Origin of the sequence: Micromonospora sp. NPDC049114 (genome assembly GCF_040648635.1) — a bacterium.
Taxonomy (GTDB): domain Bacteria; phylum Actinomycetota; class Actinomycetes; order Mycobacteriales; family Micromonosporaceae; genus Micromonospora.
In genome coordinates, this window is record NZ_JBEZEA010000003.1 from 236,534 (window position 1) to 261,427 (window position 24,894).

Here is a 24,894-nt window from a genome sequence, read left to right on the forward strand (position 1 = left end):
CCAGACTAGGAACCTGGCATTGGACTGCCTATAGTCTAGGATCCGCGATACTTTAGTGATCGTCCAGGACGGTGCTGATGGATCCCCTTGAGGACGTACTGGCGTTGCTCGGTGCGACAAGCCACGTCTCCGCCGGCCTCGTCGCCGGAGGGCGCTGGGCGGTCCGGTTCGACCCACCGGCCGGCGCCAAGTTCAACGCCGTCCGGCGCGGCCACTGCTTCCTGCTCGTCGACGGCCAGCCGGAGCCGATCGGCCTCGCCGAGGGCGACTGCTACCTGCTGACCCGGCCGGTGGCCTACACGCTCTTCAGTGACCCCGACGCACCGGTCCAGCCGGCGTACCCGATCTTCGCAGCCGCTGGCGACGGCGTGGCGCACGCGGGCGACGGCGACGACATGTTCCTCATCGGCGGCGCGTTCTCCCTGGGCGACCGGGGTCGAAGTCTCCTGCTGGACAGCCTTCCGCCGATCATCCACGTGCCCGCCGACACCCCCGCGGCGGCCACCATCAGGTGGGCGCTCGACGAGATCGACAGCGAGTTGCGGCAGCCTCGGCTCGGGTCGCGGCTCGTCGCCGAACACCTGGCGCTCGTCCTGCTGATCCAGGTCCTGCGGCTGCACCTGGCCCGCGATCCGCAGCACACGTCCGGCTGGCTGGCCGGGCTCGCCGACCCGGTGGTCGCCCCCGCGCTGCGGGCGATGCACGGGCGACCCGCGCAGTCGTGGACGGTGGACGAGATCGCCCGCGTCGCCGCCGTCTCCCGCTCCACGCTCGCCGCCCGCTTCCGGCAGGTCGTCGGCGTCGGCCCGTTGGAGTACCTCACGCGCTGGCGGATCGAACTCGCGGCGGACCGGATCCGCCGCGGCTCGGACACCGTCGCCGCCATCGCCCTGGCCGTCGGGTACGGCTCGGAGAGCGCCCTCAGCGTGGCCTTCAAGCGTGTCACAGGCGTCTCGCCACGGACCTACCGCAGGCAGATGGCCGGGAGCAGCCCGACCGGGTAGGCGACCCGACAGCGCCGCGAGCGGCCCACGCACCGCGGATGTCGCCGGTGCGATTGGGCGCGTCCGGGCGGGGTAGACCCCGGTCTGCCACGCGGGTGGTGGGGCCCGCCCGCGGCTGGATCGCCGGCACCGGGCGGCCGGACGCCTCGGGGGGCGATGGCGGATGGATCAGCGCGGGTGAGCGAGCCCGACACCTTCGGCGACATCGTGGAACTGCGTGTGCACGGCGTCTCCGGCGCGAGCACCGAGCAGGTTCTCGGCCTGGAGCGGACGGTGCAGGTCGCCGGCGACCGCATGGGCGGCTTCGTCCGCGTCCGCCCCCACTGGTCGACGCCCGAGGCGCGAGGGGTGACGCTGGAGGCGTATCGCTGGGGCGACCTGCCCTCCGGGACGGTGGCCCGCTCCCTGGCGCTGGTGCTCCTGCTGCCGTTCCTGCTGGTCAACGTGGCGATCTGGATGCGCCCGGCGAACCCCCGCTCGGAGGCGATGGTCAAGTCCCTGTGCCGGGTGCTGGCGCTGACGCTCACCGCGTTGTACGTGCTCGCCATCGCCGGCGTCGCCCTCGACCTCGTCGCGTGGCACTGCCTGAACTCGCCCCGCTGCCTGGCCGGTCGCAGCTGGTTGTCCTGGTCCAGCGGCCAGCCCGTCGGGCGACGCCTGGCGGTGTTCGCGCTGGTGCCGGCCGTCGCGATCGCAGTGGTCTGGCGTCTCAGCAACCGTCCCGGGCGGTCGTTCGAGGCGTTTCGCGGGCCCGACGAGGAGTTCTCCGGGCATCGGCTCAGCACGGTCGGCACGTGGGCGTCCGAACCGCTGGTCGGACGGCTCCGGTCCATTCACGTCGCCGCCGCGTTCGGGACGCTGAGCCTGGTCCTGCTCGCCGCCCGCGCCGCACAAGGCGCGTCGATCGCCACCGTCGCGTTGGCGGTGACCACCGGCGTGCTCCTGGCGGCCTGCGTGGTGCTGCTCTGCACGCCACAGGTGATCGACAGGTCCCCCACCGACCGGCGGCTCGACGCGATCACCACCACCCTCCGGACGACCGCGATCATCCTGACCGTCGTGGTCGTGGCCCATGCGCTGACCAGCCCCGCCGCCTGGAGCGAGGTGGATGCCCTGCCCGGCTACGACGCCACCCTGATCTGGCTGTTCTCCGCCCAGACGGCACTGCTGGCCGCGCTCGGTGTCGTCCTGCTCTGGCGGCGCCGGGGCAGCCCCCTGTTCGGCCTGGGAGCGCTGGTCATCGCGGCCACGGCGATCAGCGCGGCGGTGGCGTACTCCGCCGAGCTCGTCTACCGGGTGGCGGACTACCTCGACCGCGACCTGCCGACCGGGGAGGGCATCGCGACCGGCCCACCTCGGGCGTACACCTGGGCGACCTTCGGTTTTCTCCGCACCGTGGTGGTCACGGCGCTCGTCGCCGGCCTGGTCGTCCTGGTCTCCCGCCCCGGCCGCCGCCGCGCGGCGGCGGCGATCGTCGCGCGCGACTACCCGGACGCGCCGGCGGAGGCCGGGCCGCGGCTGCGCCAGGTCCGCGACGCGCTCGCCCGAGCCAGACTCACCGAACGCCTGGTGCTGCTGGCCGTGGTCTTCGGGTGTCTCGCCGGGATCGGCTCCGCCACCACGACCCTCGATCTGCTGGGGCTGTTTCCGGGCGACGTCGTCGAGCGGTACGCGCGGTTGCCGTCCGACGCGATCACCTTCGGCATCGCGTTCGCCAGCTGGGCGAAGGCGGCGGCCATCGTCGGGCTGATCCTCGGCGGAGTCTTCGCCTACCGCACCGCGGGGTTCCGGCGGCACGTCGGCGTCATCTGGGACCTCGGGACCTTCTGGCCCCGGGCCGCCCACCCGTTCGCGCCGCCCTGCTATGCCGAGCGGGCCGTGCCGGAGCTGACCCGACGCATCACCTACCTGGTCGAGCGCGGCAACGCCGTGCTGCTCGCCGGGCACAGCCACGGCTCGGTCCTGCTCGCCGCGGCAGTCCTCCAGTTGCCGCCCGGGATCGGCAACCGGATCGCGCTGCTCACGTACGGGTCACCGCTGCGCCGGCTGTACGCGCGGCTCTTTCCCGCGTACATCGACGACGCGGTGCTGCGCGAGATCGGCAACCGGGTCGGCTGGCGGTGGGTGAACCTGTGGCGCGACACCGACCCGATCGGCGGGCGCGTCTTCCCCGACCGGGGGTTCCCGGCGTCCGAGGGTGACCCGGCCGCCGCGGTGGACCGGCGGGAGCGCGATCCCAGCGACGTGGTGACCCCGCCGGGCGACAGCGTTCCGCCACCGATCAAGGGGCACTGGCCGTCCGAGGCCGACGAGCGGTACGTCGAGGCGGTACGGGAGTTGGCGCAGCGCCTGCGGCACGCGCCGCGCGAGTGACACGAGCCGTCACCGCGCCACCAGAGGGCTGGTTATCGCGCCGCCTGGGCACGCCAGTCGTCCAGGCGTGTCCCGGGGATGCGGGCGCCGTCGGCGGGGACGAGTGAGCGCTCGCTGAGCGTCGCGCCGAAGTACCGGGCCGCGGGGTCGCGCACCACGGTGCGGGAGTCGTGGCGGGCGGCGAGGACCGACCGGCCCAGCTCGTCGAGGCGGAACTGCTCGGGGCCGGCGATCTCGACAGTGCCGTTCAGCGGTGCGCCGACCGCGACCGCGGTCACCTCCGTCGCGACGTCGTCCGCTGCCATCGGCTGGATGAGCACCGGCGCCAGCCGTACCGTGTCACCGTCCGTGGCGGCGTCGACGATGCCCTGGACGAACTCGAAGAACTGGGTCGCGTGGATCACCGAGTACGGCAGCCCGGACGCGGCGACGAGCTTCTCCTGTGCGACCTTCGCCCGCATGTACCCACCCTCGGGGAGCCGGTCGGAGCCCACGATGGAGAGCACGACGTAGTGCCGCACCCCGGCCGTCGCGGCGGCGGCGAGGAGGTTGCGCGTCGAGGTCTCGAAGAACTCCCGCACGGCGGTGTCCTCGAACGACGGGGAGTTCGACACGTCGACGACGACATCGGCACCGTCGAGCGCTTCGGCCACCCCCTCGCCGGTCAGCGTGTTCACGCCGGTCTTCGGTGACGCGGCCACCGCCTCGTGGCCCTGCCCAGCGAGGTTCCGGACGACCTTGGAGCCGATCAGGCCACTCCCGCCGATGACGACGATCTTCATGATCGGACCACTTCCCGTCTGGGGCGACGTGCGGAATCGCAGGACGGAATCAGCCTACGGAGCGCGCCTCACCGGCGCGGTTGACATCGCCGCTCATGATTGTGGTCGCTGCCCGCGAATCCCGGAGGTAGACGTGGCCGCTGTGTCCCACCCGGTGTTCGCCCGGGTCTACGAGCGGCTCAGCATCGCCATGGACCGCGCCGGCACCGCCGCGTTCCGCCGCGACCTGGTGGCCGGCCTGACCGGCCGGGTGCTCGAGGTCGGCGCCGGCAACGGCCGCATGTTCACCCACTACCCCCCGACCGTGACCGAGGTCGTCGCGGTCGAGCCGGAACGCCGCCTGCGTGCCGCCGCCGTCCGGGCCGCCCCGGCCGCGCCCGTGCCGATCACGGTCGTGGACGGCGTGGCCGAGGCGTTGCCCGCCGCCGACGGCGAATTCGACGCGGTGGTTGTCGCGTTGGTGCTGTGCACCGTTCCCGACCAGGCCGCCGCGCTCGCCGAGATCCACCGCGTGCTGCGCCCCGCCGGGCAGCTGCGCTTCTTCGAGCACGTCGCCGCCGAGGAGTCCGGTCGCCTCCGTCGGGTCCAGCGATTCTCCGACGCCACGCTCTGGCCGAAACTGTTCGCCGGCTGCCACACCGGTCGCGACACCACGGCCGCCATCGAGGCGGCCGGGTTCACCATCGACGAACTGCGTCGCTTCCGGTTCCCGGCCGGCAGTTCCGGCCCTTCCTCGCCGTGCGTTCTGGGCGGGGCGATCCGGCCGTAAGCGGGCTGCACGGCGGGTCGAGGACCGCCTGACCTGATGTGAAGTCGACTTCCCATTACCCCACCTTTCTTCCTTATTGCCCCATTTGATGGGCAAACATCCCGATCGCATGATGTGGTGGTCAGCGCACTCGGCCTGTTCCAGCCGGCCGGATCGAGCAGGACGCGCGACGCCTCCTGCGAGTTTTCTGCACGGAGGTTGATCTTGACAGCACAACCCATTCGTCGGTGGCGATGGGCGGTCCTGCCGGCCCTCGGGGCTTCCGCGGCCGTCGCCGTCGCCGCCAGCCTGCTTCTCTTCAGCTCGACCGCCGCCAACGCGGCGGATGCGCCGGTGGGGTTGGGTACGGCCGGAAACTTCTCCGTCCTGGCGGGAGCCGAACCGACAAACACCGGCCCGAGCTTCCTCGCCCAGAGCCTCGGCAGGTTCCCCGGCAACACCGCATCGGGCTTCGGGACCGCGACAATCGGTGGCGAGGTCCACCTTGGCGACGCGGTGGCGCTGCAGGCCCAGAGCGACCTGACCATCGCCTACAACGACGCCGCCGGCCGGACGCCGTTCACCAACCTGCCCGCGGAACTCGGCGGCAACACTCTCAATCCGGGCGTCTATCGGATCGGGGCCGCGCAGCTGACCGGGGCGCTGACCCTCAACGGTCAGGCCGATCCGGCGGCCGTGTTCATCTTCCAGGTCGACTCGTCTCTGACGACGGCGTCGAACAGCAGCGTCGTCCTCATCAACGGAGCGTCGGCCTGCAACGTGTTCTGGCAGATCGGCAGCTCGGCGACGATCGGCACGGGCACGACCTTCGTGGGCACCATCATGGCCCAGGCGTCGATCACGATGGCCACAGGCGCGACGCTGCAGGGCCGCGCGTTGGCGCGGACCGCCGCCGTCACCCTCGACACCAACACCATCACCGCTCCGGTCTGCGCCGGGCCGACCGGACCTCCGGGGCCGACCGGACCTCCCGGCCCGACCGGCCCCGCCGGGCCCACCGGCCCGGCCGGTCCCTCCGGCCCACCCGGCAGTCCCGGAGCCCCTGGCAGCCCCGGCGCACCCGGCAGTCCGGGAGCACCTGGCAGCCCCGGCGCACCCGGCAGCCCCGGCGCACCGGGCAGCCCCGGAGCCCCCGGCGCACCCGGCAGCCCCGGGGCACCTGGCGCACCCGGCAGTCCCGGAGCCCCTGGAGCACCTGGCGCACCCGGTAGTCCCGGAGCACCTGGCAGCCCCGGAGCACCTGGCGCACCCGGCAGCCCTGGAGCACCCGGCGCACCCGGCAGCCCCGGCGCACCGGGCAGCCCTGGCGAAAACATCCTGCCGGTCACCGGCAGCGGCGTGGTGCCTGCCCTGACGGGCGTCGGAGGCGTCCTGGTCAGCCTGGGCGTGCTGGCGTTCTTCCTCGCCAGCCGCCGACGACTGCACGAATCCTGATCGACGGGCCCGGCCGGTGTGACCTGCCGGCCGGGCCTCGATCGGCGTCGGTAGCTCCGCGCCAGGGCGCCCGGCCGCCACGTCGGGCGCCCTCGTCGACCCGGAGCCGTGGTCCGTCCAGCCGGCCCGCCTGGGGCTTCACACCGAACCGGCGCTCATCGAGGTGGCAGGGAAGCCAGCCAGTCGTCCAGGGCCGCCGGGCTCGCGAACAGCAGCACCGGCGGCCCGGTCGGATCGGCCTGCCAGGCCCGCATCCGCCGCCGCGCCCGGCCGAACGCGCCGACGTGCCAGAGCAGGATCGAGTCGCGGGACAGCACACTGCCGAGAGATTCGCGGTTCCCGTTGCAGATCACCTCGCCCGTGCCCAGGCGGCGCAGCGTACGGCGCAGCAACCGCCCGAACGAGCGCCACCGGGGGTAGTCCAGGGCCACCACCAGGTCGGCGCGCGCCAGCGGCACGTCCCGCCATCCGTGGTACGCCCCGTCGAGGATCCAGCTGTCCCGACGGCAGATCTCCTCGATCCGGCTGCGCTGCTGGGCGACGGGCACCTCGACCCACCCCGGCAGCCACAGCAGGTCGTCCACCGGATACCACGGCACCCCGAGACGCTGCGCCAACCGGGCGGCGAGAGTGGACTTGCCCGCGCCGTACACCCCGTAGATCAGGATGCGACGCGGTGCGGTCATCGCGGAAGCGTACGCGGCGGTGTCCAGCGGGCTTCACCAGATGCTGGCGAGACGGGCCGGCCCGTCTGGCCAGCAGGGCCCGCCGATAATCGCTTGCCGCAGTCGGCGGGGCGCGGCCAGAGTGGTGCCCATGACGTACTGACGGACACCACCTGAGCACCGCGCCGAGGCCGCTTTGCGCCGCCCGGTGCCGTACCGCCGTCCGTCCCCTTGCGATTCAGCGAGAAGTGAGCGTCGTTGTCTGAGCACCACTCCCCTCGGGAGTCTTCGTACCCGTCCGCCCCGGCCACCGTCACCGTGTTCGCGTCGCCCGCGAGTTGGATCGAGTCCGCCGCGCTCGACCAGTGCCGGCAGGTGGCCGCCCTCGACGGCATGGTCCACGTTGCCGGCATGCCGGACCTGCACCCGGGCAAGGGCGCCCCCATCGGCGCGGCCATGGCGTCGACAGTCCTGTACCCGTTCCTGGTGGGCTCGGACATCGGTTGCGGCATCGCGGTGTTCCCCATTCGACTCCGACGCGTCGTACCCGAGCGACTGGCCGCCCGGTTCCCCGACCTCGACCACGCGCTGGACCCCGACCGGGACGCCGACGACCCGGCCTGGGCCGTCGTCGGGGGCGAGGTTCCCGCCGGTCACCGGGACGGTCTCGGCACGGTCGGTCGCGGTAACCACTTCGTCGAGCTGGCTCGCGTCGACACCGTCTTCGCACCCGAGCACGCGCACCGTCTCGGGCTGGCCACCGGTGACCTCGTCCTCGTCGTGCACAGCGGCTCGCGGGGCCTGGGTGAGCGGATCCTGCGCACGCACACCGAGACGCACGGGGCCGGCCCCGCACCCGACCCGGCCGCGTACCTGGCCCGACACGACGAGGCGGTGCGCTGGGGCTCGCTCAACCGGCGGCTGCTGGCCGCCCGGGTGGCGTACGCCCTGGGCGCCGAGCCGACCGAGCCAGTCGTCGACCAGTGCCACAACCTGGTCGAGGTGCGCGACGGCGTCTACCTGCACCGCAAGGGAGCGGCGCCCGGTGACGGCCGCGACGTGCTCGTCGCCGGTACGCGGGGCACCGCGTCGTACCTGGTGGCCGCCCACGCCGGGGCGGACGCCAACCACTCGGTGGCGCACGGCGCGGGTCGGAAGATGTCCCGCGCCGACGCGCTGCGCCGGGGCCGGGCCAAGCACACGGTCGAGGAGCTACGGCGTACCCCGGTGGGTTCGCTTGTGGTGTGTGGCGACCGCCAGTTGCTCTTCGAGGAGGCGCCCACGGCGTACAAGCGGATCGAGCAGGTGATCGGCGATCTCGTCGAGCGCCGGCTCGCCACCCCGGTGGCCACCACGATTCCCCTGGTCACCTACAAGACGCCGGATGTCGGGGCCGGGCCGAGGTCGGACCGGCGCGACAAGCGTCGCGGGCGGGGTCGGTCGTGAGCGCGCACCTGCTGCTGTCCGCCGGCCGTGGGCCGCGGGAGTGCGCGTGGGCGCTGGCCCATTTGTTGCGCCGCCTGGAGGGTGAGGCCACCCGGCGGGGCGTGACGGTCCAGCGGGTCGACGCCGTGTCCGGTGACCGGCCCGGCACCTACCGGTCGGTGCTGATCCGGCTGTCCGGCGCCGACGTCGAGGCGTTCGCCGCCTCCTGGACGGGGACGCTGTGCTGGCAGGCGCCCAGCCCCTACCGGAGCGGCGCGGGTCGCAAGAACTGGTACGTGACAGCCCAACCGCCGCCGAGCGACGCGCCGACGACGACGTTCACCGAGGCCGACGTCGACATCGTCGGGTGCCGCACCGGCGGTCCCGGCGGCCAGCACCGGAACAAGGCCAGCACCGCGGTACGCGCCACCCACCGACCCTCGGGCCTGGTCGTGGTGGTGGACGACGAACGGCAGTTCAGTCTGAACCGGCGCATCGCCCTCGACCTGCTGCGCCAGCGCGTCGAGCGCGGCGACGAGGCGGCCCGCCGCGCGGTCACGACCGCACGTTGGCGCATCCACGACGACCTCGTGCGGGGCGACCCGACCCGCGTCGAACGCCCGTAGGCCGGCGGATCAGACCTCCAGGACCGCGTCGGCGAAGGCCCGGGGCGCCTCCTGGGGCAGGTTGTGCCCGATCCCGCCGCCGACGGTCCGGTGCTCGTACCGGCCGGTGAACTGCTTGCCGTAGACACCCGGGTCCAGATGGGGAGCGCCGTTGGCGTCACCCTCCAGCGTGATGCTGGGCACCGTGATCTTCGGCTTGCCGGCCAGGCGCTTCTCGACCTCGTCGTACTGCGGTTCGCCGTCGGCCAGCGCCAGCCGCCACCGGTAGTTGTGGATCACGACGTCGACGTGGTCGGGGTTGTCGAACGCGGCGGCGCTGCGCTCGAAGGTCGCGTCGTCGAACGTCCACCTTGGCGATGCCGTCTGCCAGATCAGCCGGGCGAAGTCGCGGCGGTTGCGGTCGTACCCCTGCCGGCCGCGCTCGGTGGCGAAGTAGTACTGGTACCACCAGGAGAACTCGGCCCTGGGCGGCAGCGGCGTCCGGCCCGACTCCTGGCCGTCGATCAGGTAGCCGCTGACCGACACCAGACCGGAGCAGCGCTCCGGCCACAACGCGGCCACGACATCTGCCGTACGCGCGCCCCAGTCGAACCCGGCCAGCTTCGCGCTGTCGATGCCCAGGGCGTCCATGAGGGCGATGAGGTCGAGCCCCATCGCGGCCGGCTCGCCGTTGCGGACGGCGTCGTCGGATCGGAAGCGTGTGGTGCCGTAACCCCGCAGGTACGGCACGACGACCCGGTGGCCGGCGTCGGTGAGCAGCGGTACGACGTCGACGAAGCTGTGGATGTCGTACGGCCAGCCGTGCAGGAGGATCACCGGGGCCCCGTCGGCCGGGCCGGCGTCCACGTATCCGACGTTCAGGACCCCGGCGTCGACCTGTCGCACGTCATCGAACAGGGCCATGGAACCGGTCCCCTTCCTCGGCTGATTCCCGCTGTCGAAACGCGGCTCCGGACCAGCGGCCCAGCCCCGAAATCGTAGGAATCCGCGAGCCGACCGACAGCGAGTTGCGCAAGAACGGCAGGGCCGGCGCGCGGATCACTAGAATGCGTGCGCGAACACGACACGCTCCGTGTGGTCGCCACGCTGGTCGTAGGGTGGTGCCATGGCTGAGCGATCCCTGACCCTGATGGCGGTGCACGCGCACCCCGACGACGAGGCGACGAGCACCGGTGGCGTCCTCGCCCGGTACGCGGCCGAAGGTGTCACCACGGTCCTCGTGACCTGCACCGACGGGCGATGCGGCGACGGCCCCGGCGGGGTCAAACCCGGTGAGCCCGGCCACGACCCGGCCGCCGTCGTGGCGATGCGTCAGGCCGAGCTGGAGGCCAGCGCGGCCACGTTGAAGGTCACGCACCTGGAGACGCTCGGCTACGCCGACTCCGGGATGATGGGCTGGACGACGAACGACCAGCCCGGCTCCTTCTGGACGACGCCGGTGGCCGAGGCCGCGGAGCGGCTCGCCGACCTGATCCGCCGCTACCAGCCGGACGTCATCGTGACCTACGACGAGAACGGCTTCTACGGCCACCCGGACCACATCCAGGCGCACCGCATCACCATGGCCGCCGTCGCGCAGACCGACGTCCCCGCGAAGGTCTACTGGACCACCGTGCCGCGGACGGCGTTCGCGGAGTTCGGCCGGATCATGAAGGATCTCGGCATCGAGTGGGACGACCCGGACCCGTCGTCGGGTCAGCCTGAGCTGGGGCTGCCCGACGACGAGATCACCACCTGGGTCGACACCCGGAGCTACGGCGCGCAGAAGTTCGAGGCCCTGGCCGCGCACGCCAGCCAGACCGAGAACATCTTCTTCCTCCAACTGGGCCAGGAGCGGTTCACCGAGCTGATGGGCACCGAGACCTTCGTCCGGGTACGGGACACCACCGACGCGCCGGTGCCCGAGGACGACCTCTTCGCCGGCCTGCGCTGACGCGTACCCACACCCGGCGGCGGGGCCCGCTACCGTTGCCGGGTGCGGGTGGTGGTGGCGGAAGACCTGATGTTGTTACGGGACGGGCTGATCCGGCTGTTGGAGGCCCACGGCTTCGAGGTGGTCGCCGCCGTGGGCACCGGGCCGGATCTGCTGACCGAACTCGTCACGCGGCGCCCCGACGTGGCAGTCGTCGACGTGCGGCTGCCGCCGTCGTACACCGATGAGGGTCTGCGGGCCGCGCTCGCGGCGCGGGCCGAGGTGCCGGGACTGCCGGTGCTGGTGCTCTCGGCGTACGTGGAGCGGCTGTACGCGCGGGAACTGCTCGCCGACGGCCACGGCGGGATCGGCTACCTGCTCAAGGACCGGGTGTCCGACCTCGACGAGTTCGTCGCCGCGGTCCGCCGGGTCGCCGCGGGCGGCACCGCGCTCGACCCCACAGTGGTGGCGAAGCTGCTCGACAGCCGGGCGCGGGTGCTGCCCCTGGACCGGTTGACCCCCCGCGAGCGGGAGGTGCTCGGCCAGATGGCGCAGGGCCGGTCCAACGCCGCCATCGGCGCCGCCCTGTTCATCACGGAGAAGGCCGTCGCCAAGCACACCAACAGCATCTTCGCCAAGCTCGGGTTGCAGTCGTCCGAGGACGACAACCGGCGCGTCCTGGCCGTCCTCGCCTACCTCGACGCATAGGGGTACTGGTACCACCACGGGAGGGGTTCCAGGCTCCTCGAAAGGCGTCGCGCCAGCGGCGAGCCTGAGACCATGACCGCAACCATTGGCACGACGGCCCTTCAACCGGGCCCCGTCCCCCGCTCCGACCGCGCCCTCGCCCCCGACCTCGCCCGCGGGGCCATGCTGCTGTTCATCGCGCTCGCGAACGCCGCGAACGCCGCGTTCGCCGGCCAGCCCGGCCTGGACGGCACGCCGCACGGCGCGCAACGCGTCGTCAACGCCGTGCTGGCGATGTTCGTCGACAGCCGCGCCTACCCGGTCTTCGCCGTCATGTTCGGGTACGGCCTCGTGCAGATCGCCCGACGACAGGGCGAGAACGGACGGCGGATCCTGCTGCGGCGCAACGCCGCCCTGATCGTCTTCGGCCTCTGTCACGCGACGCTGCTGTACTTCGGGGACTTCCTCGGCGCGTACGGCATCGTCGGTATCGTCGCCACCCTGTTGTTGCTGCGCCGCGGCGACCGGTTCCACCGCGTCGTGCTGTGGCTCTGGGGCATCCAGACCGCGTACGCAGTGGTCCTGGCGGTGACCGCGCTCGTCGGCGCGCGCGGCGGCGACGCCGTCCTGGCCAACACGCCGAACCCGTCGCTGGCCGCCTCGTCGTACGGGCAGTCCATCCTCGACCGTCTCGCCGAGTGGCCCGTCCACACCGCCACCGTGCTCCCGTTCATCGTCATCGTGTGGCTGGGCATCTGGGCGGCCCGGCACCGCATCCTGGAGAACCCCGCCGCGCACCGCGTGCTGCTGCGCCGCGTCGCCGTCGGCTGCCTCGCCATCTCCGTCGTCGGCGCGCTCCCGTACGCGCTCATCGCCGCTGGTGCCGTGCACGTCGACGCCGCTACGGTCGAGGCCATGGCACTCGTCCACGCCGTGAGCGGCGAGTACGGCGGGCCCGGCTACGTGGCGTTGTTCGGCCTGCTGGCGCTGCGACTCGACCGCGCCCGCCGCGGCCCTGCCCTGCTCGCCCCGGTGATCGCGCTCGGGCAACGGTCGCTGAGCGGATACCTGTTGCAGTCCGCGGTGTGGCTGGCGGTGTTCGCGCCGTGGGCGATGCACCTGGAGGGCACGTACGCCGCCGCCGGCGTGGCGGTCGTCACCTGGCTGGTCTCGCTGGCCGCCGCCTGGGCTCTGAGCGTCACCGGTCGCCGGGGGCCGGCGGAGACGCTGCTGCGACGGATCACCTACCGCACCACCCGCCGATGACCGCCACCATCCGCAGGACCGTGGCCGGGGCGCTCTGCGTCGCGGCCACGGTCGCCTGGCTGGTCACCGGCCGGGGCGTGTTCTGGCCCCGATGGGTGTACTTCGGGGTCGGCATGATCCTGCTCGGCCGGCTCCTGCTGCGGCGGGCACTGCGGGTGCCGCCGGGCCGGCGTCTCTGGCTCGCCCTCGACGCCGCCGCCTGCACCCTGATCGGGTGCGCCGACCTCAGCGTCTGGGTGCTCACCGGCGGCGGCTACTTCTGGCCGGCCTGGACACTGCTCGGCCTGGTGACGATCGTCGGGCTGCACGCCTGGGTGGTCAGTCGCCCTCCCGGCGCCCGCGAGCGGGAGCTCACCGAGCGGGTCGCCACCCTGACCCGTTCCCGCCGCAGCGCCGTGGACCAGCAGGCCGCCGAGCTGAAGCGGATCGAGCGCGACCTGCACGACGGGGCCCAGGCCCGTCTGGTGTCCCTGTCGCTGGCCCTCGGCCTGGCCGGGGACCTGCTGCGCCGCGACGTCGACGGCGCCGCGCAGCTGCTGGCAGAGGCCCGCGCCACGGCGACCGCCGCCCTCGACGACCTTCGCACCGTCACCCAGAGCATCCATCCGGCGGTGCTCGCCGACCGTGGCCTCGGTGACGCCGTCCGTGCCCTCGCGCTCGACCTCGCCGTGCCCGTCACCGTCACCGGCGACACACCCGCGCAGCTCCCGCCGGCGGTGCAGACCGCGGCGTACTTCGCGGTCGCCGAAGCCCTTGCCAACGTGGCGAAACACAGCGCCGCCACCGCGGCGACGGTGACCTTCGACCGGGCCGGCGACATGCTACGGATCCACGTCGACGACGACGGTTCCGGTGGCGCGGACCCGGGCCGCGGCACCGGCCTGCGCGGCATCGTGGGTCGCCTCGACGCCATCGACGCCCGCCTGTCGGTGGACAGCCCGGTCGGCGGCCCGACCCGGGTCACCGTCACGATCCCGATCGAGCCGGGCTGACAGCGGTACGCCTCAGGACGTCGCGGTCGACTGCCCGCTGCGGCTGTCCGGCCGTACGCCCTGGCCCGGGCGGTCGGTCAGCACCCGGGGGCCGGCCTCGGTGACCGCGACGGTGTGCTCGGAGTGGGCCGAGCGCGAGCCGTCCGCGGAGCGGATCGTCCAGCCGTCCTGATCAAATTTGATCTTGCCGGTGCTGCGGCAGAACCACGGCTCGATCGCGAGCGTCAGGCCGGGCTTGAGCTTCATGCCCCGCCCGGGTCGCCCGTTGTTGGGCACGTGCGGGGCCTCGTGCATGGTGCGGCCGATGCCGTGCCCACCGAACTCGTCGTTGACCTGGTAGCCGTAGCGGTGGGCTACCTGGCCGATGGCGGCGGAGATGTCGCCGAGCTGGTTGCCCGGCCGCGCGGCGTCGATGCCGGCCGCCAGCGCGACCTCGGTGGCCTCGATCAGCTTCAAATCCTCCGGGTCGGGGGTGCCGACGACGAAGGACAGCGCGGAGTCGGCAGCCCAGCCGTCGATCCCGACCGCCATGTCGATGCTCAGCAGGTCACCGTCGCGCAGGACGTAGTCGTGCGGCAGACCGTGCAGCACGGCGTCGTTGACCGAGAGGCACAGGACGTTGCGGAACGGGCCGCGACCGAACGACGGCGTGTAGTCCCAGTAGCAGGAGTCGGCGCCCCGCTCCCTGATCCGGCGGCGCGCGTGGTGCTCCAGGTCCAGCAGGTTGACCCCTGTCGCGGCCACGGCGCGCAACTCGGCCAGCAGCTCGCCGACGAACTGGCCGGTCACCGCCATTCGATCGACTTCCGCTGCGGTTTTCAGCTCGATCACGATCAACCCTTCCCTCTCTGGTGCGGTATATTTATACCACGCTGGCCGGGGCTGCCGGCGGGTCGACATTGCCGGTCCGTGCGGGCGCATCTATCCTGCTCACATGGTCCGCCCACCCCTCACCCCGGAACAGATCGCCGCGGGGCAACGCCTCGGAGCGGCTCTCCGGGTCGCACGGGGCAGCCGCAGCCTCGTCGAGGTGGCCCTGGCGGCCGGCATCTCACCGGAGACGCTGCGCAAGATCGAGGTGGGCCGGCTCCCGGCGCCCGCGTTCGGCACAGTGGTCTGCCTCAGCGAGGTCCTCGGCGTCGCACTCAGCGACCTGGCCGAGGTGTGGCTGGCCGACCTGCGCGTCCGCGAGGCGTCCTGAGCGCTCGGTCGACGACCACTGGGCAGCCGCCCGTGGTTCGACCGGTCTGCGTCCAGTCGGATATCCGCGATCGCCTGACGACCAACCGATCCATCCTGCCCACCTGGTTCCCCCGCACCCTGTGCCAGATCGGTGCGGAGCAGCGCTTCGAGTCGTAGCCTTCAGGCCATGATCTTCATTACCGCCAAGTTCCGGGTGCTGCCCGAGCATGCCGACCAGTGGCCGCAGATCGCCGCCGCGTTCACCGACGCGACCCGCGCCGAGCCGGGCTGCCTGTGGTTCGACTGGTCCCGCAGCCTGGACGACCCGACCGAGTACGTCCTGGTCGAGGCCTTCCGCGACGACGAGGCAGGCGCGGCGCACGTCCAGTCGGCCCACTTCCGGGCCGCGCAGGAGACGCTGCCGCCGCACCTGGCCGAGACGCCGCGCATCGTCAACGCCACGGTCCCGCAGCAGGACTGGTCGCTGCTCGGCGAGATGGCCGTACCCGAGGCCCACTGACCGCCTGCCGGCGCCGGCCGGGGCCACTCCCGCCGGATCCGCTCGGCTCTCCTCGCCCGACCCGGGCCGGTTGCTCCACTGGGGACTGTCGGATATCCGCGATCGCCAACGCCGGCCCGGGCGGAGGATGTCGCACATCGATCTCGTCACTAAGGTCCACCGTGACAAGCGCCTGCCGGGGAAGGCGGTGATCGATGCGTTGCGTCACCTGTGGGGCCGACACCGATGCGGCGCTCCCCACCTGCCAACGGTGCGGTTCGGCCCTGCCCGGCGCCGCCGCGCCGCCGCCGGAGCCTCCGCCTCACGCGTCCTCCGTCGCGACCGAACCTCCCAACGCGACACCCGTCGCGGACGAACCTCCCAACGCGACACCCGTTGAGGCCGAGTCCTCCAACGCGACACCGGTCGAGGCCTCGTCGCCGGGAGCGTCGCCAGTCGTCGGCGGTGCCTCGGGCGCGCTGTCGGGGGCTGCCGTGTCGCCCCCGCTGTGGGATCTGCTCGTGTGCGCGGTGCTGTTCGCCGGCTGGGTGCTGGTGCTCCTGCTCATCGCGCTCGCCAGGGGCGCCGAGGACCCGTCCGAGGTGCCGGGTCGACTGGCCCTGTGGCACTACGTGCTCGCCGCCCTCGCCGTCGCCATCTACCTGTTGACGGCCGTCCGGGGCGTACCCGAGTCACCTGGGCACCTGTGGGCGCGCGCGGCCCGTGGTGACGGGCGTGACGGTGACCTGCGGCGAGGGCTCCAGCTTCTGGTGCCCACGCTCGTGGTGACAGTCGCGGTGGCGCTCGTCGCGGGCCTGACAGTGCCGCTGCCCGACGCCGTCTCCGAGGCGACGTCCACCTCGGTGACCCCGACCGCCGAGGACGAGGTGCCCACCGGGACGCCGCCGACGCCCGACCCGGTCCCGACGACGTTCGGCCCGGAGACACCGACACCGACGGTGAGCGACGATCCGGACGCCCGACGGCGTACGCAGGCGGAGGCGGTGGACGCGCTGCTGTCGGAGTCGATCGCCTCGCGCGGCGACCTGGCCACCGCCATCGCGGCAGTGGGTGAGTGCCGCGACCTGAACCGCTCGCTCGGCCTGTTGGACGGCGTGACACGCCAACGCCGCGCCCAGCGCGACCAGGCCGGGGCACTGACCGTCGACGCGCTCACCGACGGCCCGGCGATGCGCTCCCACTTGGTCTCCGCCTTCACGTACGCCGGGGACGCGGACGCGGCCTACGCCGCCTGGACGCGGCGCTCCATCAACTCCGGCTGCTCGCTCGACGCCAATTGGCGACGGGGCAACCAGCTCTCCGAGCAGTCCCAGAAGGCCAAGAACGAGTTTCTGCGCCGGTGGAACCCGATCGCCGTCTCCTGCGGGCTGCCCACCCGCACCAGCAAGGAAATCTAGGGAGCCCGGAGATGACGACGTGACGGTGACCGAGGCGGCACAGACCGACCACTTCGATTTCCCGTCGTACCAGATGCCACCGCGGCTGTCCGACACCACGCGGCACCTGTGCGGCGCGGCCTACCTCGACCAGGACTACGCCGAGACGGTGATCAGAGAGGTGATCGAGGACGAGCGGCGTGCCGTCGCGCCCTCGTTCGGCTTCGATCTCAACGCGGTCGTCCGACACTGCTTCCGGGCACAGCGCCGCTACCTGGTCCGCGACAGCCTCCTGTTCGGGCTGCTCGTCATCGGTGTGCTGACCTCGATCACCGCCACGGTGGGCTGGGTGGTGCTCGGGCTCATCGTGCTGCTGGCCCGGTCCCGGGAGTTGCGCGAGCTGTCCCTGCCGGTCCGCTTCCTGTTGTTCGGCACGCTGATCACCATCGTGCTGTGCACCGGCGGCCTGTCGCTCGTGCTGCCCCTGCTGAGTGTGTCCACCGGCCTTCAGATCTTCATCGGCTCCCTGCTGGGCACCGGCTCCGACCTCAGTGTCGACTCACTGGTCGAGACGCTCCAGCTCAGGGTGGCGGCCGGCGTCTTCGGGTTCCTGGCCTGGCTGCCCCTCCTGCTCGGTGTCGCCACGCTCGTCGTCCTCGTCCGGTTCGAGCGCACCACCCACCGGATCCTGACCGGCGAGTTGGGCCCCGGCAGGCCACCGGTCCTGCCGACCCTGCCCAACGAACGGGTGGCCCGCCGACTCGACCTGGTGGCCCGCGCCCAGTACGGCAACATCACCGTCCAGGAGCGGGATCCCTTTCTGGGCTGCGGTGCGGCCGAGCACGGCTGGTCGTACGCCATCCCGGTGCGGCCCGCCCCCGGCCGGGCCGCCGGCCACGACGGCGGCCCGGAGGCCCCACCGATCGACCAGGCGGAGCTGGGGCCCGCGCTGACCGCGCACGTCCGGGCGGCGGTCCGGCGGATGCGGGAGGATCCGCTTCCCCGCGCCGTCCGGGTACCGGGGCTCTCCCTGGTGCCGCACATCGTCGCCGACGGGGTACGCCGGCAGGGTGACCCGCTGCTCGACCCGGCGACCGGGATGCCGCGCAGCCGCGCCTCGGAAGAGGTGATCGACGTGATCGTCCGGCATCCACAGGGTGGCCTGCGCTACTACGACCGGATCGTCGTCAGCGGCGCCGGCAAGCCCCTGCACACCGCGGACGGACGACTCGTGCTGCCCGAGCAGAGCCTCGGCATCGACATCTCCGCGTTCGTGCACGTCGCCGTCGAGGGTGGGTTGCTCTACGTCGAGTTCGTCACCACGGTGATGCCACCCATCAAGGGCCGGTACGCGCTTGTCGATCGGCTGCAACCCGAGCAGTCGATGGTCCGGATCGTGCGTGACGTGCTGGCCAACATGGTGACCGACTCGGTGCTCAGCGGCTGGCGCCTCGTCAAGCGGCTGCGGCACGATCGAGGCATGAAGACCCGGATGGACGACGCGCTCGCCGCGAGCGAGCAGTTCCGGACGCACGACTACGGCGCCCGGGTCAGTGTGCGTCAGCTCGTCGCCGAGCGGAACGCGGTCAAGCACCTGCAACTGCTCGACGAGTGGAAGTACACCAAGCTCCTGGAGCGGACCGTGTTGGAGGCGGTCGTGTCGTTCCTGAACGAGCGTGGCCTGGACACCGGCAATCTGGTGCAGCGCGCGTCCGAGGTCCAGAACATCTTCGGCAACGTCAACAACATCTTCGGCGGGCAGCAGGCGTTCGACAGCTCCAATGTCAAATTCGAACAGCACAACTAGGAGGCCCTCGATGGCGGACCCGGATCAGCCGGCCCGGTCGATCGTGTTCCACAACACGATCCATGGTGGTATGCAGGCGATCGGCAGCGACCATTTCACGATGGTCCAGCACAACGGGACCAACGACCTCGCCGAGCGGTTCGACGCGCTGCTGCGCACCCTGAAGGAGCATGTCGGCGACTTCGAGGACCCGGAAAGCGCCGGCCGCGAGGTGGCCGCGATCGAGGTCGCCCGCGAGCAACGGCAGCGGGATCCGAAGCCGGTGCTGACGTCGTTGGAGACACTTGCCGCGCTGGCCACGGTCGGCGGCACGCTGGCCGAGGCGGTCCGGGCCGCCATCGACATCGTCTCTCAGCACTGGCCGCTCTGACCGGTGGGGACTTTCCCGGGCCGTGAGCGGGCCCGGTGGTGGGTGCGACGCGCACTCCCGGGAGGGTCCGCAGGTCCTCGGCGAACCCCTGGGTGAGTCACGCTGCTGTTAGCGCCAACACCGTCGGTCCGACCGTGCGTGCTGCGGAATGTGGACCCCGCCGACCAGGAGCAGCCGGGCAAGACACCAACGGTCGTCTATGGACATGCCATCCTGTTAACGCTAACGTAGCCGACGACCGTCGATATCTGAGCGTAATCCGACCGTCACGAAGGGCCTGTCATCGCTGGTCCCGGCTGTGCGGTCGACATCGTTCGCGGCGTGGGCGGGTGGAGCGTGGCCGGCACGGGACGGCCCGAGATCACCACCGGGCGACTCGCGCCGAGGGCCGGACGATTCCAGGCCACGGCCACTTCATCGATCACCGCCGCGTCCCCGGGCAGGGCCGCGGGCGGTGGCCGGCAACCGTATCGCCACGTACCGAACCGCCTGTCCCGCCGACCGCGCCGTCGTGACGGCTCTCCCGGCGCAGCACGGCCCCGGTGTCGTCGTACGCGGCCGCAGACCGGGTCACGCCCGCCGTCCCCCTGCTCAGAGTCCGGGCCCGAGCAGGGGGAACGGGCCGGCCCCCGCACATCGTCAATCTCTCACCGATGAGGAGAGCACGTGCGACTCAGACAACCCCAACACCGGCGGCCTGCGCTCATCGCCGCCGCCGCCACACTCGTGCTCGTCGGCGCCGCCCTCACCCAGACCGGCGCCTCGGCGGCCGCCGCCGGATGCCAGGTCACCTACTCGGTCAGCTCCCAGTGGCAGGGCGGCTTCGGCGCCAACGTCACCATCACCAACCTGGGCGACGCCGTCAACGGATGGCGACTGACCTGGAACTTCGCCGCCGGCCAGGCCGTCACCCAACTGTGGAACGGCAGCTACACGCAGGCGGGCAGCGAGGTCACCGTCACCAATGCCCCCTACAACGCCAGCATTCCCACCAACGGCAGCACGAGCTTCGGCTTCAACGGCAGTTGGACCGGCAGCAACCCCGAACCGGCCTCCTTCGCCCTGAACGGCACCACCTGCACGGGAGGGGTGAGCCCGACGACCCCGCCGCCCACCACGCCACCACCCACGACGCCACCGCCGACCACCCCGCCGCCCACCACCCCACCGCCGACCACGCCGCCGCCGAGCACGACGCTGCCCTGTGACATCTACACGGCCGGTGGCACACCCTGCGTCGCGGCGCACAGCACCACCCGCGCCCTGTACGCCTCCTACAACGGCTCGCTCTACCAGGTACGCCGATCCTCGGACAACAGCACCCGCAATATCGGCGTGCTGTCAGCCGGTGGGCGGGCCAACGCCGCCAGCCAGGACAGCTTCTGCGCGAACACCACCTGCGTCATCACGATCATCTACGACCAGTCCGGACGCGGCAACAATCTCGGTTACCAGGGTGCCGGCGGCGTCGGTGGCGCCGTCCAGCCGGCGGTCGCGAACAAGGAGTCGGTGACGGTCGGCGGCGACAAGGTCTACTCGCTCTACATCCCCGGCAGGAGCAGCTACTGGCGCGACGGTCACCTGACCGGGGTGCCGACCGGCGCCGCCCCCGAGGGCATGTACATGGTCACCAGTGGCACCCACGTCAACAGCGGCTGCTGCTTCGACTACGGCAACAGCGAGACCACCCGCCGGGCCGACGGCGCGGGCGCGATGGACGCGATCTACTTCGGCACCAGTTGCTGGTTCGGCGGCTGCTCCGGCTCCGGCCCCTGGGTGCAGGCCGACCTGGAGTACGGCCTCTACCCCGGCGGCAGCAGCTCCTGGAACAGCAACCAGCGGGCCTTCACCAGCAAGTTCGTCACCGCCACCCTGAAGAACAACGGCACCTCACGCTTCGCCATCAAGGGCAGCAACGCCCAGTCCGGCGGCCTCTACACCCTCTATGACGGGTCGCTGCCACGCGGGTACAGCCCGATGAGGAAGCAGGGCGCGATCATCCTCGGCAGCGGTGGGGACTGCTGCATCGACAACACCAACCAGAGCGTCGGCACCTTCTACGAGGGGGCGATGGTCGCCGGCTACCCGTCCGACGCGACCGAGAACGCGGTGCAGGCGAACATCACCGCCGCCGGCTACCGCTGAGATCCCGCGGCCGCCACCCTCGCCTCGGCGGGCGCGGCGGCCGCGGCCAGGCGCGCTACGCCGCGTGGCCCGACTCGGGGAAGCTCCCGAATCGGGCCACGCGTGGGTTCAGGCCGCGCGTCGCGCACGCGCCCATCCGTCACGACCGACCGGATCGGGTACGCCCGGGGCCGGCTCGCGCGGGCTCTGCGCCGTACCGCCGTTGTCGCGGGCGAGGGTGTCGCGCAGCGTGCGGCCCTGCGAGATGTTGAGGACGTTGTCGGTGGTGCCGTGCGGGGCGCAACGGTCGACCGATCGGTCCCCGGGCGGTGCTCCGGCCGGGGTGAGCCCGCGCGGCGACGCCGAGCGACGGCAGGCATCATGTCGGCGTGAACTCAACCCTGGCCGCCCTGCTCGGCTCCGCCATCACCGCCTTCGCATCGCTGTCCGTGGTGTGGGTGCACAGTCGGATCAAGCGGCGGCAGCGGGAGCGCGCCGAGCTTCAGCGGGCGTACGTCCTGGTTCTGTCCGGCGCCCTACGCCTCGCCCACAAGGCCGAGGCGTTGCGGCAGACCAGGTACTGGCGATCGGGCCTTCCGGAGGCGGGTAACGAGCTGCTCGGAGGGCACAAGCCGCTGGGGCCGATGGGGCTGCACGACTGGCTGGCCCGGGACATGGTCACTGTGGAGGCCGCCTGGTCGGAGATCTGGACCCGCGCGGACCAGGACGGTATCGCGCTGGCCAACGGGCTCATGACCGCGTTCAACGCGGTGCTGGCCGCCGCGCTGCGGGCCAGCGGAACGGAGCCGTTCGAGGCGTCCGACGAGATGACGATCGCCAGCCGCCGCCTCGGCGAGGCACGTCGGCAGCTCGCCCTGCACGCCCGCCGGGTCGCCAAACTGGGACCGCGCGACGTCGACCTGTTCACCGAGCGCGAGTACGGCGTACCGGTGGGCTGAGATCTCGTTTCCGTTGACATCGGGCCGGGCGGGCGCTGCCGGGGCCGGGCGCCGGCGGTGATCGTCAACGCCAGCTACAGATGTGGTTCCAGGTTGGGCAGAGACTCGGATCGCTCGGCGGGCGTGGGCAGGACCAGGTGGACGACCCCGAGCATCAGTGCCGCCACCACACCGTCGAGCCAGTAGTGGTTGCCGGTGGCCACGACGACAAGCAGGGTGACGAGCGGGTGGGCCAGCCACAGCCAGCGCAGGCGTCCGCGGGTCACCGCGACGAGGGCCACGGCCACGGCCAGCGCCCACCCGACGTGCAGGGACGGCATGGCCGCGTACTGGTTGCTGAGGGTGTCGGTGTCGGGTGGACCGTAGACGGTGGGCCCGAACCGGCGGCCGGTGTCCACCAGGCCCGTGAGCGCGGTCAGCCGGGGTGGCGCGAGCGGGACCAGGAGGTGCAGGGCCAGAGCCGCCGCGGTGAGACAGGCGAGCACGCGACGCGTCCACAGGTAGTGCGCCGGGTGTCGGAGGTACAGCCAGATGAGGGTGATCACCGTGGCGGGGAAGTGCACGTACGCGTAGTAACCGTTGGCCAGGTGTGCCACCAGGTCGTTCGCGAGCAGCGGATGCTGGACGGCAGCCTCGTCGGGCAGGTGGAACAGCCGCTCGAGGTGCCAGATCGACTCGCCGTTGGCCAGCGCGGTCGACACCCGACCGGCCACCGCCATCCGCGCCAGCTTGTAGAGCAGGAACAGCGTGGCGACCAGCAGCAGCTCGCGCGCCGCGCGGCGTGCCGGAGTGGCCCGCCGGCCGGGTGCCACCGGCTGCGGCACCACCAGTTCGGCGATATCCACAGGCACCTCGATTCAGTCGCTGTCGCCGGGTGAAATGGGGCCGCCACCGTCTGGAGACGGTGGCGGCCCGCTGCGGGTCGGACGTCAGCGCCGGTCGGGCGCCCCCTTCGGCGCGGGGTCGACAAAGGCCTGGTCGAACGCGGGCGCCCCGTCGACCGCGTCGGCGCCGAGCGCCGTCGTCGTGGCGGCGTCCGGCAGGTCGAGGCTGGTCCGCAGGGTCACCGGCCGGAGCAGGAGCGCGGCGATGACACCGACCACCCCGATGGCGGCCGAGATGAGGAAGATGTGCCCGGTGGCATCGCCGTACGCGGCCCGCACGATGTGCTGGATCCCGTCGGGCAGCGCGGTGATGTTGAGGTTGCTGTCGCCGCCGGCGCCGGAGGCGGGGATCCCGGCGGCGGTCAGGTCGCGCGTGATCTGGTCGGTGACCCTATGGGCCAGGACGGCGCCGAGCACCGAGACACCGATGGTGCCGCCGAGCGACCGGAAGAACGCGACGCTGGAGCTGGCCGCGCCGATGTCCTTGAGGGCCACCGTGTTCTGGACGGCGAGGACGAGGTTCTGCATGGTCATGCCGACGCCGGTGCCGACGATGAACATGGCGACGCCGACCAGGACGAGCGACGTCTCGTGGTCGATGGTGCCGAGCAGCGCGAACCCGGCGACCAGGATGATCGAACCGGCGACGATGTACGGCTTGATCCGTCCGGTCTTGGTGATCAGCCGGCCGGCGACGATCGAGGAGCCGAGGACACCGGCCATCATCGGGATGGTGAGCAGACCGGCCTCGGTCGGGCTGTAGCCGCGTCCGATCTGGAAGTACTGGCCGAGGAAGACCGCGCCGCCGAACATGGCCATGCCGACCGCGAGGCTGCCGAGGATGGCCAGCGCGGTGGTGTGCTGGCGCACGATGCCGAGCGGGACCACCGGCTCGGCCGCCCGCGACTCCACCCAGACCGCGAGGGCCAGCAGGAGGACTGCGCCGCCCACCATGACCCCGGTCTGCCAGGAGACCCACGCGAACGAGCCGTCGACGAAGGAGATCCAGATCAGCAGCACGCTCACGCCGGCGGCGATCAGGGTGGCGCCCAGGTAGTCGATCTTGACATTCTCCCGCCGCAGCGTCGGCAGGTGCAGGGTCGCCTGGAGCAGGATCAGCGCGATGACGGCGACCGGCACGCCCACGAAGAAGCACCAGCGCCAGCCCAGCCAGGACGTGTCGACGATGAGGCCGCCGAGCAGCGGGCCGCCGACGGTCGCGACAGCCATGACGCCGCCCAGATAGCCGTTGTAGCGGCCCCGCTCACGCGGCGGGATCATGGCGGCGATCGCCACCTGGACGAGGGCCTGCAGGCCGCCGACCCCGATGCCCTGGAACGCGCGGGCCGCGATGAGCTGTCCCGCGCTCTGCGAGAAGCCGGCGATGACCGAGCCCAGCAGGAAGACCACGATGGCGACCTGGATGAGGAGCTTCTTGTTGAACAGGTCAGCCAGCTTGCCCCAGATCGGGGTGGTGGCGGTCGCGGTGAGCAGGGTCGCGGTGACCACCCAGGTGTACTGGTTCTGGGAGCCGTTCAACGACCCGATGATCTTGGGAAGCGCGGTCGAGACGACCGTGCTGCTCAACATCGCGACGAAGAGCACCAGCAGCAGACCGCTGAGCGCCTCGAGCGTCTGCCGATGGGTCATCGGCTCGGTGCCGGCCGTGGTGGTGGGTGCGCTCATCGCGCGGCCTCCAGCTTGTCGTGGGTGACGAGGGCGACGCCGAACAGGGCT

23 protein-coding genes are annotated in these 24,894 nt (G+C 72.0%); 17 read left to right on the forward strand and 6 right to left on the reverse strand.

The genetic code is table 11. The features are described 5' to 3' along the window. Nucleotides 1-77 precede the first annotated feature (77 nt). Both AB0B39_RS13970 and AB0B39_RS13975 read left to right on the forward strand, forming a co-directional pair. Nucleotides 78-1,004, forward strand: a complete 927-nt coding sequence (locus AB0B39_RS13970) for an AraC family transcriptional regulator (protein ID WP_357495274.1) — start codon at nucleotides 78-80, stop codon at nucleotides 1,002-1,004. Nucleotides 1,005-1,181: 177 nt separating this feature from the next. Beyond that, complete coding sequence (locus tag AB0B39_RS13975; protein WP_357574484.1) at nucleotides 1,182-3,377, forward strand: hypothetical protein; 2,196 nt, start codon at nucleotides 1,182-1,184, stop codon at nucleotides 3,375-3,377. Between the two features lie 32 nt (nucleotides 3,378-3,409). Here the strand turns inward: AB0B39_RS13975 and AB0B39_RS13980 are convergent, their stop codons facing one another. Then, nucleotides 3,410-4,159, reverse strand: a complete 750-nt coding sequence (locus tag AB0B39_RS13980; RefSeq protein WP_357574485.1) for an NAD(P)H-binding protein — start codon at nucleotides 4,157-4,159, stop codon at nucleotides 3,410-3,412. 133 nt (nucleotides 4,160-4,292) lie between these two features. Between AB0B39_RS13980 and AB0B39_RS13985 the strand changes: the two genes are divergently transcribed. Beyond that, entirely contained in the window at nucleotides 4,293-4,928 is a 636-nt protein-coding gene (locus AB0B39_RS13985) for a methyltransferase domain-containing protein (RefSeq protein WP_357495280.1), read from the forward strand. A gap of 204 nt (nucleotides 4,929-5,132) precedes the next feature. After that, nucleotides 5,133-6,362 carry an ice-binding family protein gene (locus AB0B39_RS13990; RefSeq protein WP_357574486.1) on the forward strand — a complete coding sequence of 410 codons (1,230 nt, stop codon included), beginning with the start codon at nucleotides 5,133-5,135 and terminating at the stop codon, nucleotides 6,360-6,362. Nucleotides 6,363-6,517: 155 nt separating this feature from the next. On the opposite strand, the gene AB0B39_RS13995 is transcribed toward AB0B39_RS13990, so the two are convergent. Further along, entirely contained in the window at nucleotides 6,518-7,048 is a 531-nt protein-coding gene (locus tag AB0B39_RS13995; RefSeq protein ID WP_357495284.1) for an adenylate kinase, read from the reverse strand. Between the two features lie 237 nt (nucleotides 7,049-7,285). Here AB0B39_RS13995 and AB0B39_RS14000 point away from each other — a divergent pair, with 237 nt between their 5' ends. Beyond that, the gene (locus AB0B39_RS14000) at nucleotides 7,286-8,473 is read left to right on the forward strand and encodes an RNA ligase RtcB family protein (protein WP_357574487.1); all 1,188 of its coding nucleotides are present in this window, start codon (nucleotides 7,286-7,288) and stop codon (nucleotides 8,471-8,473) included. Then, nucleotides 8,470-9,078 carry a peptide chain release factor H gene (prfH, locus tag AB0B39_RS14005; protein WP_234582868.1) on the forward strand — a complete coding sequence of 203 codons (609 nt, stop codon included), beginning with the start codon at nucleotides 8,470-8,472 and terminating at the stop codon, nucleotides 9,076-9,078. Before AB0B39_RS14000 ends, prfH begins: the two co-directional genes overlap by 4 nt. Before the next feature lie 9 nt (nucleotides 9,079-9,087). Here prfH and AB0B39_RS14010 read toward each other — a convergent pair whose 3' ends face one another. Continuing rightward, nucleotides 9,088-9,981, reverse strand: coding sequence for an alpha/beta hydrolase (locus AB0B39_RS14010; protein ID WP_234582869.1), 894 nt, complete (start codon nucleotides 9,979-9,981; stop codon nucleotides 9,088-9,090). Between the two features lie 202 nt (nucleotides 9,982-10,183). On the opposite strand from AB0B39_RS14010, the gene AB0B39_RS14015 reads away from it, so the two are divergent. The 4 genes from AB0B39_RS14015 to AB0B39_RS14030 all read left to right on the forward strand — a co-directional run bounded on the left by AB0B39_RS14015 (nucleotide 10,184) and on the right by AB0B39_RS14030 (nucleotide 13,935). Then, complete coding sequence (locus tag AB0B39_RS14015; protein ID WP_357495291.1) at nucleotides 10,184-11,011, forward strand: PIG-L family deacetylase; 828 nt, start codon at nucleotides 10,184-10,186, stop codon at nucleotides 11,009-11,011. Between the two features lie 42 nt (nucleotides 11,012-11,053). Then, the gene (locus tag AB0B39_RS14020) at nucleotides 11,054-11,698 is read left to right on the forward strand and encodes a response regulator transcription factor (protein ID WP_357495293.1); all 645 of its coding nucleotides are present in this window, start codon (nucleotides 11,054-11,056) and stop codon (nucleotides 11,696-11,698) included. Nucleotides 11,699-11,770: 72 nt separating this feature from the next. Beyond that, complete coding sequence (locus AB0B39_RS14025) at nucleotides 11,771-12,943, forward strand: DUF418 domain-containing protein (protein WP_357574488.1); 1,173 nt, start codon at nucleotides 11,771-11,773, stop codon at nucleotides 12,941-12,943. Further along, nucleotides 12,940-13,935 carry a histidine kinase gene (locus AB0B39_RS14030; protein WP_357574489.1) on the forward strand — a complete coding sequence of 332 codons (996 nt, stop codon included), beginning with the start codon at nucleotides 12,940-12,942 and terminating at the stop codon, nucleotides 13,933-13,935. Before AB0B39_RS14025 ends, AB0B39_RS14030 begins: the two co-directional genes overlap by 4 nt. Nucleotides 13,936-13,947: 12 nt before the next feature. Here AB0B39_RS14030 and map read toward each other — a convergent pair whose 3' ends face one another. Beyond that, nucleotides 13,948-14,766 (reverse strand): type I methionyl aminopeptidase, encoded by an 819-nt coding sequence (gene map / locus AB0B39_RS14035; RefSeq protein WP_357495299.1) that lies wholly within the window; start codon nucleotides 14,764-14,766, stop codon nucleotides 13,948-13,950. Between the two features lie 103 nt (nucleotides 14,767-14,869). Here map and AB0B39_RS14040 point away from each other — a divergent pair, with 103 nt between their 5' ends. From AB0B39_RS14040 to AB0B39_RS14070, 7 genes are all read left to right on the forward strand, one after another. After that, entirely contained in the window at nucleotides 14,870-15,136 is a 267-nt protein-coding gene (locus tag AB0B39_RS14040) for a helix-turn-helix transcriptional regulator (RefSeq protein ID WP_234582878.1), read from the forward strand. Nucleotides 15,137-15,304: 168 nt separating this feature from the next. Beyond that, a complete protein-coding gene (locus AB0B39_RS14045; protein ID WP_234582879.1) occupies nucleotides 15,305-15,637 on the forward strand; it encodes a putative quinol monooxygenase in 333 nt (110 codons plus the stop codon). Nucleotides 15,638-16,110: 473 nt separating this feature from the next. Further along, the gene (locus AB0B39_RS14050) at nucleotides 16,111-17,034 is read left to right on the forward strand and encodes a hypothetical protein (RefSeq protein WP_357495302.1); all 924 of its coding nucleotides are present in this window, start codon (nucleotides 16,111-16,113) and stop codon (nucleotides 17,032-17,034) included. Nucleotides 17,035-17,053: 19 nt separating this feature from the next. Continuing rightward, entirely contained in the window at nucleotides 17,054-18,820 is a 1,767-nt protein-coding gene (locus AB0B39_RS14055) for a hypothetical protein (protein ID WP_357574490.1), read from the forward strand. A gap of 10 nt (nucleotides 18,821-18,830) precedes the next feature. Further along, complete coding sequence (locus tag AB0B39_RS14060; RefSeq protein WP_357574491.1) at nucleotides 18,831-19,190, forward strand: hypothetical protein; 360 nt, start codon at nucleotides 18,831-18,833, stop codon at nucleotides 19,188-19,190. 666 nt (nucleotides 19,191-19,856) lie between these two features. Beyond that, nucleotides 19,857-21,335 (forward strand): arabinofuranosidase catalytic domain-containing protein, encoded by a 1,479-nt coding sequence (locus tag AB0B39_RS14065; protein ID WP_357574492.1) that lies wholly within the window; start codon nucleotides 19,857-19,859, stop codon nucleotides 21,333-21,335. 368 nt (nucleotides 21,336-21,703) lie between these two features. Further along, on the forward strand, nucleotides 21,704-22,273 hold the full coding sequence (locus AB0B39_RS14070; protein ID WP_234582886.1) for a hypothetical protein: 570 nt from the start codon (nucleotides 21,704-21,706) through the stop codon (nucleotides 22,271-22,273). Between the two features lie 74 nt (nucleotides 22,274-22,347). Here the strand turns inward: AB0B39_RS14070 and AB0B39_RS14075 are convergent, their stop codons facing one another. Then, nucleotides 22,348-23,118: a phosphatase PAP2 family protein gene (locus AB0B39_RS14075; RefSeq protein ID WP_357574493.1), complete on the reverse strand. Its 771-nt coding sequence runs from the start codon at nucleotides 23,116-23,118 to the stop codon at nucleotides 22,348-22,350. 84 nt (nucleotides 23,119-23,202) lie between these two features. Continuing rightward, on the reverse strand, nucleotides 23,203-24,843 hold the full coding sequence (locus AB0B39_RS14080) for an MDR family MFS transporter (RefSeq protein WP_357495312.1): 1,641 nt from the start codon (nucleotides 24,841-24,843) through the stop codon (nucleotides 23,203-23,205). Nucleotides 24,844-24,894: the final 51 nt, after the last annotated feature.

Coding starts and splice junctions, on each gene's coding strand:
- AB0B39_RS13970 (WP_357495274.1), top strand. CDS start 78: ATGGATCCCCTTGAGGACGTACTGGCGTTGCTCGGTGCGACAAGCCAC.
- AB0B39_RS13980 (WP_357574485.1), bottom strand. CDS start 4,159: ATGAAGATCGTCGTCATCGGCGGGAGTGGCCTGATCGGCTCCAAGGTC.
- AB0B39_RS13995 (WP_357495284.1), bottom strand. CDS start 7,048: ATGACCGCACCGCGTCGCATCCTGATCTACGGGGTGTACGGCGCGGGC.
- AB0B39_RS14010 (WP_234582869.1), bottom strand. CDS start 9,981: ATGGCCCTGTTCGATGACGTGCGACAGGTCGACGCCGGGGTCCTGAAC.
- AB0B39_RS14015 (WP_357495291.1), top strand. CDS start 10,184: ATGGCTGAGCGATCCCTGACCCTGATGGCGGTGCACGCGCACCCCGAC.
- AB0B39_RS14025 (WP_357574488.1), top strand. CDS start 11,771: ATGACCGCAACCATTGGCACGACGGCCCTTCAACCGGGCCCCGTCCCC.
- AB0B39_RS14030 (WP_357574489.1), top strand. CDS start 12,940: ATGACCGCCACCATCCGCAGGACCGTGGCCGGGGCGCTCTGCGTCGCG.
- AB0B39_RS14040 (WP_234582878.1), top strand. CDS start 14,870: ATGGTCCGCCCACCCCTCACCCCGGAACAGATCGCCGCGGGGCAACGC.
- AB0B39_RS14045 (WP_234582879.1), top strand. CDS start 15,305: ATGATCTTCATTACCGCCAAGTTCCGGGTGCTGCCCGAGCATGCCGAC.
- AB0B39_RS14060 (WP_357574491.1), top strand. CDS start 18,831: ATGGCGGACCCGGATCAGCCGGCCCGGTCGATCGTGTTCCACAACACG.
- AB0B39_RS14080 (WP_357495312.1), bottom strand. CDS start 24,843: ATGAGCGCACCCACCACCACGGCCGGCACCGAGCCGATGACCCATCGG.